Here is a 13122-nt window from a genome sequence, read left to right as displayed (position 1 = left end):
GAGCGGGGCTCAACCGCCGAGAGCGACCGCTATGGCGACCAGAAGCAATCCGAGACAGGTCATCGTCATCCCTGCATAAAAAGGTCTGCCTCCCGAAAATTTCGCCCACGCATAACCCGTCACGAACAGCAGCATGATGAGAACCAGGTTGCTGACTCGGAGAGCTATGTGCGCGCTGTCGATGAGAAGGAAAGGGGTCACGGCCGGAATGGACGTAACCGAGACGAGAAAGAAGACCGCGATTGCGGCAAAGAGATCATTTTTCGAGAGGGACGCCTTCATAGGATCGGCCCTGCGTGCGAGCGTCAGCAGTGATCGATAGAGCGCGTCTGCATCGGCAGCCTTTGCAGAAAACGGTGCCTCGTCGATCGGGAATTCTTTCGCGAGCATCTTGAGCGCCGCAGTGTCGCTTCCGGCGGCTTTGATTTGCCGAAAAAGGCGCAGCCGCCTGCTTTTATAAAACGTCGTCCCCAGAACGAATAATACGGCGTCAATGATCCCCCAGGCGACGTTGCATCCGATTGTTGCGACGATCAATTCGTGGGCATCCAACCCTTCTTCTTCGAGAACAAGCCTCGAACCCACGGTCAAAGTCAGCGCCATGATCAATCCGAAAAGAACTTCGCCGAGTGCATCGCCGGGATCGATGATATCAGTGACACGATCGATCGGGTTCGAAGCCATGGACTGCCCCCAGGTAATGGAGATTATCGTCTGCTGCTCCTTGCTCCGCCATCAGAGCATGTATGGGCAGCTGACGGCACGGGGCAAGCCTCGCGATCGGAGAATTGTGACCGAGGTCTCGGCCCGATTCATTGATCGTGATCAAGATCAGCACGATTGGGTGCCTCGTGACACGGTTTTTCCGAGTGCGTTCTGCACTCGCCCTTACGCGTCAGAAAAGATGCGCGGTGCTGTAAAGCTCAGGAGGGGCGTGGCGTCTTCTGATTGACCGGCGCGGCGATCACCTTGACGGCGGATTCCGCAAGTCCGTGATGGCCTTCCATATCGACGACGACATGCCAGTGGCCACTTTCGGGTATGGCAAGCTTGACCGGTGATTTCCGCGCCACGCCGCCGATATATTTGAAGTCGAGAACCTCGGTGAAGCGCTGGAAATTCGGCGCCGTCATCAGACGAACATTGTTCACCGCATTCAACGACACCTCGACGATCGTTCCGGCGCGCTGTTCCTTGAGATCGTAGTGGGTGAAGCGGAAATTCGGTTTCGGCATCGGTCTCGCGGCGTCTGAAATCTTTACGGCGAGATTTTACCAGCATGCCGGTTAACGAAAAGTTGGAAATAGGCTTCTCAGCCTATGCCTGCCTTCTCCCGCCGCGTAGGAAGCGCGCGTAGAGGGCTCAGAGCGCCGAGTAAACGATGTAAAGTTCGACGCAGGCGAGCACGACGCTGAAGGCGATCAGTGCCCAGGCGGTGCGCTTCTCGCGCATCTGCCTGTTGCCGCGCGTGATCCTGTGTGGGCGAAGAGGCTGGAAGGCGGAGGACATGATATTTCGCATGGCGTTTGACCTTTGCAGTTATGGCGAGAGTCTACTGCCGGCTGCGATAGGAAATCCATTCGGGGCGAGGGGCGAAAATATAGGAATGGCATAAAGGCGGGCGGCAGAAATTTCGGCGCGCGGTGTCGGAAAGGGATGATCGCCGCCGTCCTTGCGGTATCGATGCAAACATGGAGCAAGGACATGTCGAAGATGACACTGATTTCGATGATCGCAACGGCTGCCGCATTCCTGGCCGCACCGGATCTGTCAGCCGCCGGCGGCGCTACGCCTGTTATCGAGGATGACAAGACCGTCGCGCCGATCGTCAGAAAGGGAAGAGTGCCGGTCAACGGTATCGATTATTATTACGAGATCCGCGGCGAGGGCGAACCGCTGCTGCTGCTTCATGGCGGCCTCGGGCAGATCGAGATGTTTACCCCCGTCATGCCGGTCTTCACGGATCATCGTCAGGTAATCGCCGTCGATCTGCAGGGCCATGGCCGCACGCCTCTCGGCAATCGCCCGATCTCTCTTCCGGCGATCGGCGCCGATATGGCGGTCCTTGTGAAGCAGCTTGGCTACGAGAAGCTGGATGTCTTCGGTTATTCCTTCGGCGGCGGCGTGGCCCTGCATATGGCGGCGAAGGCGCCGGACCAGGTGCGCCGGCTGGTGATACTTTCGGCGCCCTATGCGCAGAACGGCTTCTTCCCGGAGATGCTGCCGCAGCAGGCGGCGGTCGGCGCCGGCATGGCCGAGATGATGAAGGACACGCCGATGTTCCTCTCCTACAAGGCGGTGGCGCCTGATGTGTCCGAGTTTCCGAAACTGCTCGATGCCATGGGGGCGTTGATGCGCGAGCCCATCGACTACAGCGATGCCGTCGCGAAGCTCACCATGCCCGTCATGCTGATATACGGCGATGCCGACATGATCCGGCCCGAGCATATGATCGACTTCTACCACAAGCTCGGCGGCGGTCTGCGCGATGCCGGTTGGATGCGGGAAAACATGTCGAAGAACCGCCTGGCGATCCTGCCCGATCTCACCCATTACGAGACCTTCGCCTCGCCCCTCATGGCGAATATGGCGATGACCTTCCTCGATGGCGGCGGCAAGGCGCCGAACTGGGCCGAGCAGGTCGGAAAATAGGCAGAGCGGCCGGACTTCTACCGCCAGTCTTTGCCGCTCCTGATCGCACCGCCACCATATCCCCGAACTAGGGATGTGGTGGCGGCACTCGCTCTTCAGCCTGCAGCCGTTGCATCGCTTGCAAAATCCGTTGAGAGGGCAAGCTCCCGCCAAACGGCCAGTTCCTTCTCGACACTCACATGATGGCGTCGGCCTTGCCAAGCCGCCGCCACATGTCGGCAGGGCGGTCATCGACGCTATACGGGCGGAGTAGCTGGTGGCGAGCGGCCGTCGGCGCGCATCTCGGCAATCGCCTGAAGCGCCTCGAAATAAACCGTCAGGTCGCGGGCAGGGTCCGTGGGGAGCGTGGCCGCACGAAACACCTTGCCTCCCGTCGCTTCGATCCCTCCGTCGATCATCAAATTGTCCGCCATGCCGTGATTTTCGATCGCGATGCCATCCGGCCCGCGTGGGCGCCCGCTCGTCTCATCGATCTCGCGTCCCGCATACCAGATCGAGCGGACACGCAGGCCATAGTCGTCGGGATGATTGCTATAGGCAAAAACCGCTTTTCCCAGCGCTATCATGAAGCCGATCTCGTAGACCGTACCCGGATCGGCGCTGACGCCTCGAAAGGGAGTGATGTTAGCAAGGCAGATTTCGGCGAGGCGCATGGCGTCGTCGTTGCGCGCGTAGATCTCCGCGGCCGTCCGCTTCACCGGCGTCTGGTTTTCGTCGCTGCCGGGACCGGTCGGCTCGAAGCCGAACTGGCGCGCCAGGCGGCGTTTTTCGGCCATGATGGGCATGGCGTCCGGAAGAAAGACTTCCGGGCCGGCAAGATAGATGGTGGTCATCGGTATCCTTCACTCACGGGCGAGACGACGTGCCGGCGGGGAGGGCGGCCGGGCACGGAAACCATTTCCGACGGAAGCGCGGCAAATGGCAAGCCGTGCCGGCAGGCATTGTTCATTTTTTTGACGCGCCGCCTGAGGCAGCCGCACTTCCGGGCGGCCATCGCGGCGATGCGTGCGGAACGAAAAAGCTTGCGGTTCGCGCCCGTCTTCCTTTTGACTCCGGTCGACGAACCGGCCAAAGATGCCGCCATGGCCAGCACCGTCGGGAGAGGTTGATGAACGGTCGGATTTTGCCAGCTGCTGATCGAAAAAAACCACAGCGATGGGGACGTCTGTTTCCGGCCCTCGCCGCGGTGATGATGCTGGCATCGGCGGCGGTCGCACAGGACATGGGACCGCAAAGCCAGACTTCGCGCGAGCAGGTCGAAAAACTCGTAGGCCTCTGGAAGGATCACTTTGCCGGCGCCGACAGCCTGCCGGAGAGACGGACGGCCTTCAGGACGCTGATGGAGACGACGCCGGGGCCGACGCGAATCCAGCTTCGGCAGGTCGATGCCGACGGCGTCGATGCCGAGTTGATGTGGCCCGCCCGTCTTCATCACCCGATCGGGGAAAGGGTGATCCTCTATATCCATGGCGGCGGCTTCTCCAGCGGCTCCATCCGCACGCACAGCCTGCTTGCCGGCTCGCTTGCCAAGGCCGCATCGAGCGACGTTCTTCTCATCGATTATCGGCTGATGCCGGAATATACCTATCCCGCGCAGATCAACGACGCGCTGACGGCCTATCGCTGGCTGCTCGACAACGGCTATGACAGCGGAAACGTCATCGTGGCAGGAGACGGCGCCGGCGGCAATATCGCGATCGAGACGGTGCTGCGGCAGATGCAGGCGGCAAAGCCGCTGCCGGCGGCCGTCGTGGCGCTCAGCCCGATTACCGACCTTGCCGCAACAGGGGGATCGGCGGTATCGAATGCGGAAAGCGATCCGCTGGTCGACAAGGCATGGTTCGAGGCCTTGCGCAAAGCCTATCTCGGCAGCCGGTCGGCGACGGATCCGCAGATCTCGCCGCTCTATGCCGACATGAAAGGTTTTCCGCCGCTGTTGCTGCAGGTCGGTTCCGGCGAAGTCCTGCTGGATGACACGCTGCGGCTTGCCGACAAGGCGCGCCAGGCGGGCGTGGATGTCACCACCGAGGTTTGGCCGGGCATGCCCCATCAGTGGCAGCTGTTTCCCTCGCTGCTCGACGATGCCGATCGGGCGAACCAGAACATCGCCGAATTTGCGATCCGGCATTTTGCGGACAAGCCGAAGGAGTAGGGTGCATTTAATCCGCAACCGCAGTCTTTCGTTGCCGTTGTTCAATTGTCTTCGGCTGATTGGCAAAGGCGGCGCGCCTGCCTATATCAGCCGTCTAGAGCGGTTCAGCTTTTCACGGAAACAAGGTGATGTTCCAGACGGCGGTGATCGAGGCTGGCAGCAAGGCTGAATTCTATCGTCAGCTTGCCCAGCATTTGGAGGGCTTGCTTTCAGGCGAGACCGACATGATCGCGAACGCCGCCAACACCTCGGCGCTGATGTTCCAGACGATGCCGGATATCAATTGGGCCGGCTTCTATTTCCTGAAAGGCGACGAACTCGTGCTTGGCCCCTTCCAGGGCAAGCCCGCCTGCGTGCGTATTGCCGTAGGCCGCGGGGTTTGCGGGACGGCGATCGCGCAAGGCGCGTCGATCCTCGTCGAGGACGTTCACGCTTTCCCTGGCCACATCGCCTGCGACGCGGCCTCCCGCTCCGAGCTTGTCGTTCCGATCAGAAGCGGCAGCGACATCATCGGCGTCATCGATCTCGACAGCCCGATCCCATCCCGTTTCGATAGGGATGATCAGGCGGGCATCGAACGCCTGGCGGAGATTTTCACGGCAGCGACAAGTTTCTGACCGTGAGGGGTGGTTCATGCCGGAATTCGCGACGCCTTAGATTGATGCCTCTCAAGGCTATTGGATCCAAGATGACTGCCGCGATGCGTCGCCCGGATTGAACAGCATGATAGCTGCCTTCGCATATATGTTGTCATCAGGGATAAACCCCATATCGAAGCGGCTATCCAGGCTGTTGTCACGATTGTCGCCCAACACGAAATAATGCCCGTCGGGGACAACGAATTCCCTGGTATTGTCGCCACGGGCGTTGTCCACTTGCTCAACGATCGTATAGCTGCGGCCGGATGGCAACGTCTCTCTAAAAGTCTGCACAGTGACTGATTGATACGTCAAATCACCAGTCGGCTCGCGCTCAATTGCGATACCATTCAAGTAGAGAATGCCGGATCTCATCTGAATGCGGTCGCCCGGCAGGCCGACGACACGTTTCACAAAATCTACCTTCGTGTCCATTGGCGTCCGGAACATGACGACGTCTCCCCGCTCCGGCCCATGTCCGAATATACGATGCTCCGGGCCGAGCCCGTACGGGAACGAATAACGGCTGTACCCGTAGACGTATTTTTGCGCGAACATGTAGTCGCCGCTCCGCAAAGTAGGAAGCATAGAACTTGATGGTATCGTGAATGGCTGGACGATCAGCGCTTTCACCAGCATCGCGAAGGCGAGTGGAGCAATCAAAAAGATCAGAAGAAGATTGTACCACCTGGAGTACCAAGGAAACACGGCGTCCTCTCGTATCTTCCTCGCCGCGAGATAGCCATGAACCCACCCGATCAGATGCCAGGCAAAAGTCAGGAAATACCCGTAAACCGCAGTCGAGAGAACGACGAACAGCCAGAGCTGTGCGATTGAAATGATGAGGCCGCCGACAAAATAGGCCAAGGCCTTCCGGCCGCGACCGAGGTAGGCCATGGCCACATCCGGACCGAAAACCAATCCCAGCGTGGCTGCGCATGCGGGGCGACGGGCAACAAAAGCTCTGAAAATTCGCATTAAAATCTCAACAGGTTTGACGGACATACCGAGGCCGTGGCCGCGTCTTCGGAGCTGACTTTGTTTCGACTTTTAGTCGATATTTTAAAAGATGCCAGTCAGAGGTTTTGCAGGCCGTTCCGAACGCGCAGCATATCGGAAATTCTCTTGGTTGATGCCGGAAATTTAAATCGTTCCAATAAATCAAGCCGAGTCTGCACTACGGAAACGACTGATGAAAGCCAAATAGCATGCGGCAAAAAATCAAATACCTCTTGACACAATTGGAACGTTCCAAATAAATAAGCGCCAGTCGACGATGTCGTTGGGAGGACGAAGTGACAAAGGCGCGGGTGACCGTAATCGACATTGCGAAGGCCGCCGGCGTTTCCAAATCGACGGTGTCGCTGGTGCTTCAGGGCTCGTCCCTCGTCAACGAGGGAACGCGTTCCAAGGTCAATGCCGTCATGCGGGAACTCGGCTATGTCTACAATCGCGGCGCAGCCAATCTCCGGCAGGCCGGGGCCAAGTCGAGGATCATCGGCGTCGTCGTCAACGACCTGACGAACAGCTTCTTTGCGGAGCTGGCAGTGGGCGTCGATATGGTCGTTCAGTCGGCCGGTTTCGTGCAGTTCCTGTCGAACACCGGTGAGAGCATCGACAGGCAGCGCGAGGTTGTCGCATCGATGCGCGAACATGGCATTTCCGGCCTGATCGTCTCGCCGGCGCGTGCCACCGACGCTGCGGATTTCAAGCCGCTGGTGGCGGCAGGCATTCCTGTCGTGGTGGTCGTGCGAAATCTGCCCGGCGCCAGGGTCTCGTCCATCGTCTCCGACAATAGGGCCGGCATGATGGCCGCCGTCGAGCACCTTGTAGGGCTCGGCCACAAGCGTATCGCTTTTCTCGGCGGCTTTCCCGACACGGCTGTGTTCGACGACCGCCTTGCCGGTTACCGCAACGGAATCGAGGCGGCCGGGCTCACCTATGACGAGGACCTCGTCATCTCGTCCGCCCCCTCGCGGGCCGGCGGGGTGGAGGCGATCGGAAAAGGGATCGCTCTTGGGCGTCGGCCCACTGCGGCCGTCTGCTTCAACGATGCCGTCGCCTTCGGTGTTTGCGACGGATTGCGCGCGCGCCGTCTGGAGCCGGGCGCCGACTTTGCCGTCGTCGGCTTCGACGACGTCATCGAGGCTCAGGCGGCGGTTCCCGCACTGACGACGGTCTCGGTCGATCCGCAGGGCATTGGGCGCCGTGGCGCACAGATGCTCCTCAAGCAGATCAATGCCGGCAAGGCGGAAGCCGAGACGGTAACGACAGCCGTTCGACTGGTGGTCCGCGAGAGTTGCGGAGCCGGCAAAGCCACGCCGGCGAGGGCCGGCAGAGCGTGAATTGAAACAGGGTTCCGAGTGACGCACATGAAGAAGCATCTCACGCCAGCCGAAGCGGCGGCACTGATCCCGGATGGTGCTGTCGTAACGGTATCATCCTCGAGCGGTCTCGGCTGCCCTGATCTCATGCTGAAGGCGATCGGCGAACGGTTCGATGCGACCGGTCATCCGCGAGGCATCACCACTCTTCATCCGATTGCGGCCGGCGACATGAGCGGCATCAAGGGCGTCGACTACATCGCCAAAAAGGGACTGCTCAAGCGTATCGTCGGCGGTTCCTATCCCTCGGGTCCGTCATCCTCCGAGCCGCCGCTGATCTGGCAGATGATCACAGGCAACGAGATCCCGGCCTACAACATTCCTTCCGGCATCCTGTTCGACATCCATCGCGAAGCCGCCGCCAAACGGCCGGGCGTGCTGACCAAGGTCGGCATCGACACCTTCGTCGATCCCCGCCGGCAGGGCTGCGCGATGAACGCTCTCGCTTCGGAGGATCCGGTGGTCAAGCGCGTCAGCTTCGAGGGCGACGACTGGCTGTTCTTCCCTTCGATCGTCCCGCAGGTCGCCATCATCCGCGCCACGACAGCCGACGAGCGCGGCAATCTCACCTATGAGCATGAAGGCGCCTATCTCGGTGGTCTCGACCAGGCGCTCGCCGCCCGCAACAATGGCGGCATCGTCATCGCGCAGGTCAAGCGGATCACCAAGGAAGGTTCGCTGAAGCCGCATGACGTCCGGGTGCCGGGAATGCTGGTCGACTATGTCATCGTCGATCCCGACCAGAAGCAGACGACCCAGACGAGCTACGATCCCGCGATCTCAGGAGAGATATTCCGCCCGCTCGACAGCTTCAGCGTTCCGGAATTCAATGTCCAGAAGGTCATTGCGCGCCGCGTCGCACAGGAACTCGAGGCGGGAAGCTGCGTCAATCTCGGCTTCGGAATCTCGGCCAACGTGCCGCGCATTCTGCTGGAAGAGGGGCTTCACGGCGCCGTCACCTGGGTGATCGAGCAGGGCGCGGTCGGCGGCGTGCCGCTGCTCGACTTCGCCTTCGGCTGCGCCTCCAACGCCGACGCCTATATGCCGTCTCCCTATCAGTTCACCTATTTCCAGGGCGCGGGCTTCGATGCGTCGCTCTTGTCCTTCCTCGAAATCGGCAGGGACGGTTCCGTCAACGTCTCGAAGCTCTCCTTTCGGCCGCATGTGACGGCCGGCGCCGGAGGCTTCGTCGACATCACGGCGCGGGCCAAGAAGATCGTCTTCTCCGGCATGTTCAACGCTGGCGCAAAGCTTTCGATCGCTGATGGAACTCTCCTCATCGAGAAGGAAGGCAAGCTGAAAAAGCTGGTGAACGAGGTCGAGCACGTCACCTTCAGCGGCAGGCGCGCGATCGAGCAGCGGCAGGACATCACCTATGTCACCGAGCGGTGCGTGATGAAGCTGACGCCCGACGGCATCGTCCTCACGGAAATCGCTCCCGGCGTCGATCTTCAGACCCACATCCTCGATCAGTCCGAGTTCCCGCTGATCGTCGCCCCCGACCTGAAGCTCATGGACACCGCACTCTTCCGCAAGGAAAGCATCGGCCTGTCGCTTCCGGCAAAGAAGGCGCGGACTTTGGAGGGCGCCTTCAATGGCTAGCGGAACGGTTAAGGTCGATATCGAAGGCCACGTTGCGACGCTGACGATTTCTCGTCCGGAGAAGCTGAACGCGCTCGACCTCGACATGTTGAAAGCCTTGGCGGAGGCGGCCGATGCCGTGGAGGCGAACCCGAATGTTCGCGCTGCCATTCTCACCGGCGAAGGGAAGGGCTTTTCCGCCGGAGGCGATATCAAGGCCTGGGGCGGAATGCCGCCGCAGGAGTTCGGCCATGCCTGGGTGCGGCACGGCCATCGCATATTCGAAAGACTGGCGACGCTCCGGGTGCCGCTGGTCGCGGCTCTGAACGGCCACGCCCTCGGAGGCGGGCTTGAGCTGGCGGGCGTTGCCGACATTCGTCTTGCCGAAGAGCAGATCAAGATCGGCCTGCCGGAAACCGGCCTCGGAATGGTGCCTGGCTGGTCCGGCACCCAGCGTCTCGTACGCCGCTTCGGTGCGCAGGTCGTCCGGCGCATGGCGCTCGGTGGCGAGATATTCACTGCCGAAGAGGCGCGTTTGCTCGGTATCGTCGATGCGGTCGTTCCAACCGGAAATGCGCTTGCCGCCGCCAGGGAATATGCCGAGCGGATTGCCGCGAGAGGTCCGGCCGCCATCGAGATCGTCAAGCTGATGATCGCATCGGCAAACGGCGAAGACAACGGAACCGCGGTCGAAGCCCTGGGCTCGATCCTTGCCGCCAAGACCGGCGATCTGAAAGAGGGCGTCGCGTCGTTCAGCGAGAAGCGCCCGGCAAAGTTCAAGGGAGAATGGTAATGACGATCCTCGTCAATCCGACGGCGCTGAGAAATGATAAAGCGCGCGATTTCAAGATGCTCATCGACGGCAAATGGGAGGCCGCCGCCGCCGATCCGATCGAGCGGATCGCGCCAAGCCATGGCGTTGTGGTCAGCCGCTTCCCGACCGGCAGCAAGAAGGATGCCGAGCGTGCCATCGCCGCCGCGCGCAAGGCCTTCGATCTCGGGCCGTGGCCCCGAATGACCGCCTCCGAACGTTCCGCCATACTTCTGAAGGCTGCCGATCTGATCGCGGCCCGCGCCGAAGAGCTCGCATTCCTCGATGCCATCGAGGCCGGAAAGCCGATCACGCAGGTGCGGGGTGAAATTGCCGGCTCCGTCGACATATGGCGCTATGCGGCCGCCCTTGCCCGCGATCTCCACGGTGAAAGCTACAACACGCTCGGCGACGGCACGCTCGGCGTCGTCCTGCGCGAAGCGATTGGCGTAGTATCGATTATCACGCCCTGGAATTTCCCGTTCCTGATCGTCGGCCAGAAGCTGCCATTCGCCTTGGCCGCAGGCTGCACGACAGTCGTCAAGCCCTCGGAACTGACATCGGGATCGACGCTCGTGCTCGGGGAAATCCTGCAGGAAGCAGGCATTCCGGATGGCGTGGTCAACATTGTCACCGGTACGGGACCTGAGGTCGGTGCGGTCATGACGTCCCATCCGGACGTCGATATGGTGTCCTTCACCGGCTCGACCGGCGTCGGCAAGTTGACCATGTCGAATGCCGCGCAGACGCTGAAGAAGGTCTCGCTGGAACTGGGCGGCAAGAACCCGCAGATCGTATTCCCCGATGCCGATCTCGACGCCTTCATCGATGCCGCCGTCTTCGGCGCATATTTCAACGCCGGCGAGTGTTGCAATGCCGGCTCGCGGCTGATCCTGCACAAATCGATCGCTTCCGATGTCGTCAAACGGATTGCCGAACTGTCGAAGAATGTGAAGGTCGGCGACCCCCTCGATCCCCAGACGCAGGTCGGCGCAATCATCACGCCGCAGCATCTGGAGAAGATATCGGGATATGTCACCGGCGCGAGAAGCAGCGGTGCGAAGATCGCGCATGGCGGCGAGAGACTCGACCTCGGCATGGGGCAGTTCATGTCGCCGACGATCCTCGAAGCGGTCACGCCTGACATGGCGGTGGCGCGCGAGGAAGTCTTTGGCCCGGTCCTGTCTGTCCTGACATTCGAAACGACTGCCGAAGCCATCAGGATCGCGAATTCCATCGATTACGGCCTTTCGGCCGGTGTCTGGAGCCGCGATTTCGATACCTGCCTGACCATCGGCCGGTCGGTGCGGGCGGGCACAGTCTGGATGAACACCTTCATGGACGGCGCCTCGGAGCTGCCCTTCGGCGGCTACAAGCAGAGCGGCCTCGGCCGCGAGCTCGGCCGCCATGCGGTCGAGGACTACACGGAGACCAAGACGCTGAACATGCATATCGGCAAGCGCACCAACTGGTGGATGCCGAGAACTTAAGGCCGGCTTGGCCGGCAATGAAACTACGCCTGAGGAGGGCGGGTGATCGGATGCGGGAATGGTTCCGCATCTTCCAAACTGAACTGGGAGGTTCTTTGATGCGTAAGTTTCTGACAACGACTGCCGTGATCGCACTGGCTGTAGCCGGCGCCGGCGTGTCCGCACGTGCTGCCGACGTAAAGGAAGTTCAGATGCTTCACTGGTGGACGTCAGGCGGCGAGGCGGCTGCTTTGAATGTCCTGAAGGAGGATCTGTCGAAGGAAGGCTTTGCCTGGAAGGACGTGCCCGTTGCCGGCGGCGGCGGTGATGCGGCGATGACGGCGCTGAAGGCGATGGTGGCGGCGGGGACCTATCCGACGGCCTCGCAGATGCTGGGYTATACCGTGCTCGATTATGCCCAGGCCGGYGTSATGGGYGACCTGACSGAGACGGCCAAGAAGGAAGGCTGGGACAAGTCGGTGCCGGCGGCATTGCAGAAGTTCTCSGTCTATGACGGCAAGTGGGTCGCAGCCCCTGTCAACGTCCACTCGGTCAACTGGCTGTGGATCAACAAGGCCGTGATGGACAAGATCGGCGGCAGTGAGCCGAAGACCTTCGACGACCTGATCGCCCTGCTCGACAAGGCGAAGGCSGCAGGCGTCATCCCGYTGGCGCTCGGCGGCCAGAACTGGCAGGAAGCGACGATGTTCGATTCCATCGTGCTGTCGACCGGCGGRCCGGARTTCTACAAGAAGGCYTTCAACGATCTCGACGAGGCRTCGCTGAAGTCGGACACGATGAAGAAGTCCTTCGACAACCTTGCCAAGATCGTCCAGTACGTCGATCCGAACTTCTCCGGCCGCGACTGGAACCTGGCGACCGCCATGGTCATCAAGGGTGAYGCGCTGGTGCAGGTGATGGGCGACTGGGCCAAGGGCGAATTCGTCGCCGCCAAGAAGACGCCGGATACCGACTTCCTGTGCTACCGCTTCCCCGGCACCGACGGCAGCGTGATCTACAACTCCGACATGTTCGGCATGTTCAACGTGCCCGACGACCGCAAGGCGGCCCAGGTGGCGCTGGCGACKGCGACGCTGTCGAAGAGCTTCCARTCGGCCTTCAACGTCGTCAAGGGTTCGGTTCCCGCCCGCACCGACGTTCCCGATACCGACTTCGACGCCTGCGGCAAGAAGGGCATCGCCGACCTGAAGGCGGCCAACGAGGGCGGCACGCTGTTCGGCTCGCTCGCCCAGGGCTACGGCGCGCCTCCGGCGATCGCCAATGCCTATAAGGACGTCGTCTCGAAGTTCGTCCACGGCCAGATCAAGACCTCCGACGAGGCCGTCACCCAGCTCGTCCAGGCGATCGACGACGCCCGCTGAGACCGCTGCCGATGAACAAGGCTTCCCCGCGTCTTCGCGGGGAAGCATCAGAC

Annotated in this window: 13 protein-coding genes and 1 pseudogene; 8 read left to right on the top strand and 6 right to left on the bottom strand. The window is 61.2% G+C overall.

What is annotated here, in order from left to right; translation table 11 throughout:
- Positions 1-9: 9 nt before the first annotated feature.
- The 3 genes from QD408_RS15830 to QD408_RS15820 all read right to left on the bottom strand — a co-directional run bounded on the left by QD408_RS15830 (position 10) and on the right by QD408_RS15820 (position 1521).
- The gene (locus QD408_RS15830) at positions 10-684 is read right to left on the bottom strand and encodes a VIT1/CCC1 transporter family protein (protein WP_414139975.1); all 675 of its coding nucleotides are present in this window, start codon (positions 682-684) and stop codon (positions 10-12) included.
- 239 nt (positions 685-923) lie between these two features.
- Positions 924-1235 (bottom strand): DUF1883 domain-containing protein, encoded by a 312-nt coding sequence (locus QD408_RS15825; RefSeq protein WP_414139974.1) that lies wholly within the window; start codon positions 1233-1235, stop codon positions 924-926.
- 127 nt (positions 1236-1362) lie between these two features.
- Entirely contained in the window at positions 1363-1521 is a 159-nt protein-coding gene (locus QD408_RS15820; protein WP_414139973.1) for a hypothetical protein, read from the bottom strand.
- Between the two features lie 135 nt (positions 1522-1656).
- Here QD408_RS15820 and QD408_RS15815 point away from each other — a divergent pair, with 135 nt between their 5' ends.
- Positions 1657-2652: an alpha/beta fold hydrolase gene (locus QD408_RS15815; RefSeq protein WP_414139972.1), complete on the top strand. Its 996-nt coding sequence runs from the start codon at positions 1657-1659 to the stop codon at positions 2650-2652.
- A 95-nt stretch (positions 2653-2747) separates the two neighbouring features.
- Here QD408_RS15815 and QD408_RS15810 read toward each other — a convergent pair.
- Positions 2748-2834, bottom strand: a pseudogene (locus QD408_RS15810) (dehydrogenase); the annotation flags it as partial.
- 54 nt (positions 2835-2888) lie between these two features.
- A complete protein-coding gene (locus QD408_RS15805) occupies positions 2889-3485 on the bottom strand; it encodes a nucleoside 2-deoxyribosyltransferase (protein ID WP_414139971.1) in 597 nt (198 codons plus the stop codon).
- A 275-nt stretch (positions 3486-3760) separates the two neighbouring features.
- Here QD408_RS15805 and QD408_RS15800 point away from each other — a divergent pair, with 275 nt between their 5' ends.
- Entirely contained in the window at positions 3761-4804 is a 1044-nt protein-coding gene (locus tag QD408_RS15800) for an alpha/beta hydrolase (protein ID WP_414139970.1), read from the top strand.
- A gap of 128 nt (positions 4805-4932) precedes the next feature.
- Complete coding sequence (locus QD408_RS15795; protein WP_414139969.1) at positions 4933-5421, top strand: GAF domain-containing protein; 489 nt, start codon at positions 4933-4935, stop codon at positions 5419-5421.
- 57 nt (positions 5422-5478) lie between these two features.
- On the opposite strand, the gene lepB is transcribed toward QD408_RS15795, so the two are convergent.
- On the bottom strand, positions 5479-6339 hold the full coding sequence (gene lepB / locus QD408_RS15790) for a signal peptidase I (protein ID WP_414139968.1): 861 nt from the start codon (positions 6337-6339) through the stop codon (positions 5479-5481).
- Between the two features lie 398 nt (positions 6340-6737).
- Here lepB and QD408_RS15785 point away from each other — a divergent pair, with 398 nt between their 5' ends.
- From QD408_RS15785 to QD408_RS15765, 5 genes are all read left to right on the top strand, one after another.
- On the top strand, positions 6738-7787 hold the full coding sequence (locus QD408_RS15785) for a LacI family DNA-binding transcriptional regulator (RefSeq protein WP_414139967.1): 1050 nt from the start codon (positions 6738-6740) through the stop codon (positions 7785-7787).
- Between the two features lie 27 nt (positions 7788-7814).
- Complete coding sequence (locus QD408_RS15780; RefSeq protein WP_414139966.1) at positions 7815-9428, top strand: acyl CoA:acetate/3-ketoacid CoA transferase; 1614 nt, start codon at positions 7815-7817, stop codon at positions 9426-9428.
- Positions 9421-10200, top strand: coding sequence for an enoyl-CoA hydratase/isomerase family protein (locus tag QD408_RS15775; protein WP_414139965.1), 780 nt, complete (start codon positions 9421-9423; stop codon positions 10198-10200). Before QD408_RS15780 ends, QD408_RS15775 begins: the two co-directional genes overlap by 8 nt.
- The gene (locus tag QD408_RS15770) at positions 10200-11708 is read left to right on the top strand and encodes an aldehyde dehydrogenase family protein (protein WP_414139964.1); all 1509 of its coding nucleotides are present in this window, start codon (positions 10200-10202) and stop codon (positions 11706-11708) included. Before QD408_RS15775 ends, QD408_RS15770 begins: the two co-directional genes overlap by 1 nt.
- Positions 11709-11806: 98 nt before the next feature.
- Positions 11807-13069 carry an ABC transporter substrate-binding protein gene (locus tag QD408_RS15765; RefSeq protein WP_414139963.1) on the top strand — a complete coding sequence of 421 codons (1263 nt, stop codon included), beginning with the start codon at positions 11807-11809 and terminating at the stop codon, positions 13067-13069.
- Positions 13070-13122 lie beyond the last annotated feature (53 nt).

The sequence above is a fragment of the Rhizobium sp. BR 249 genome (assembly GCF_047445895.1).
Classification (GTDB): Bacteria; Pseudomonadota; Alphaproteobacteria; order Rhizobiales; family Rhizobiaceae; genus Rhizobium.
Note: the sequence above shows the minus strand (reverse complement) of the source record. Positions and strands in the feature narration are given on the sequence as shown.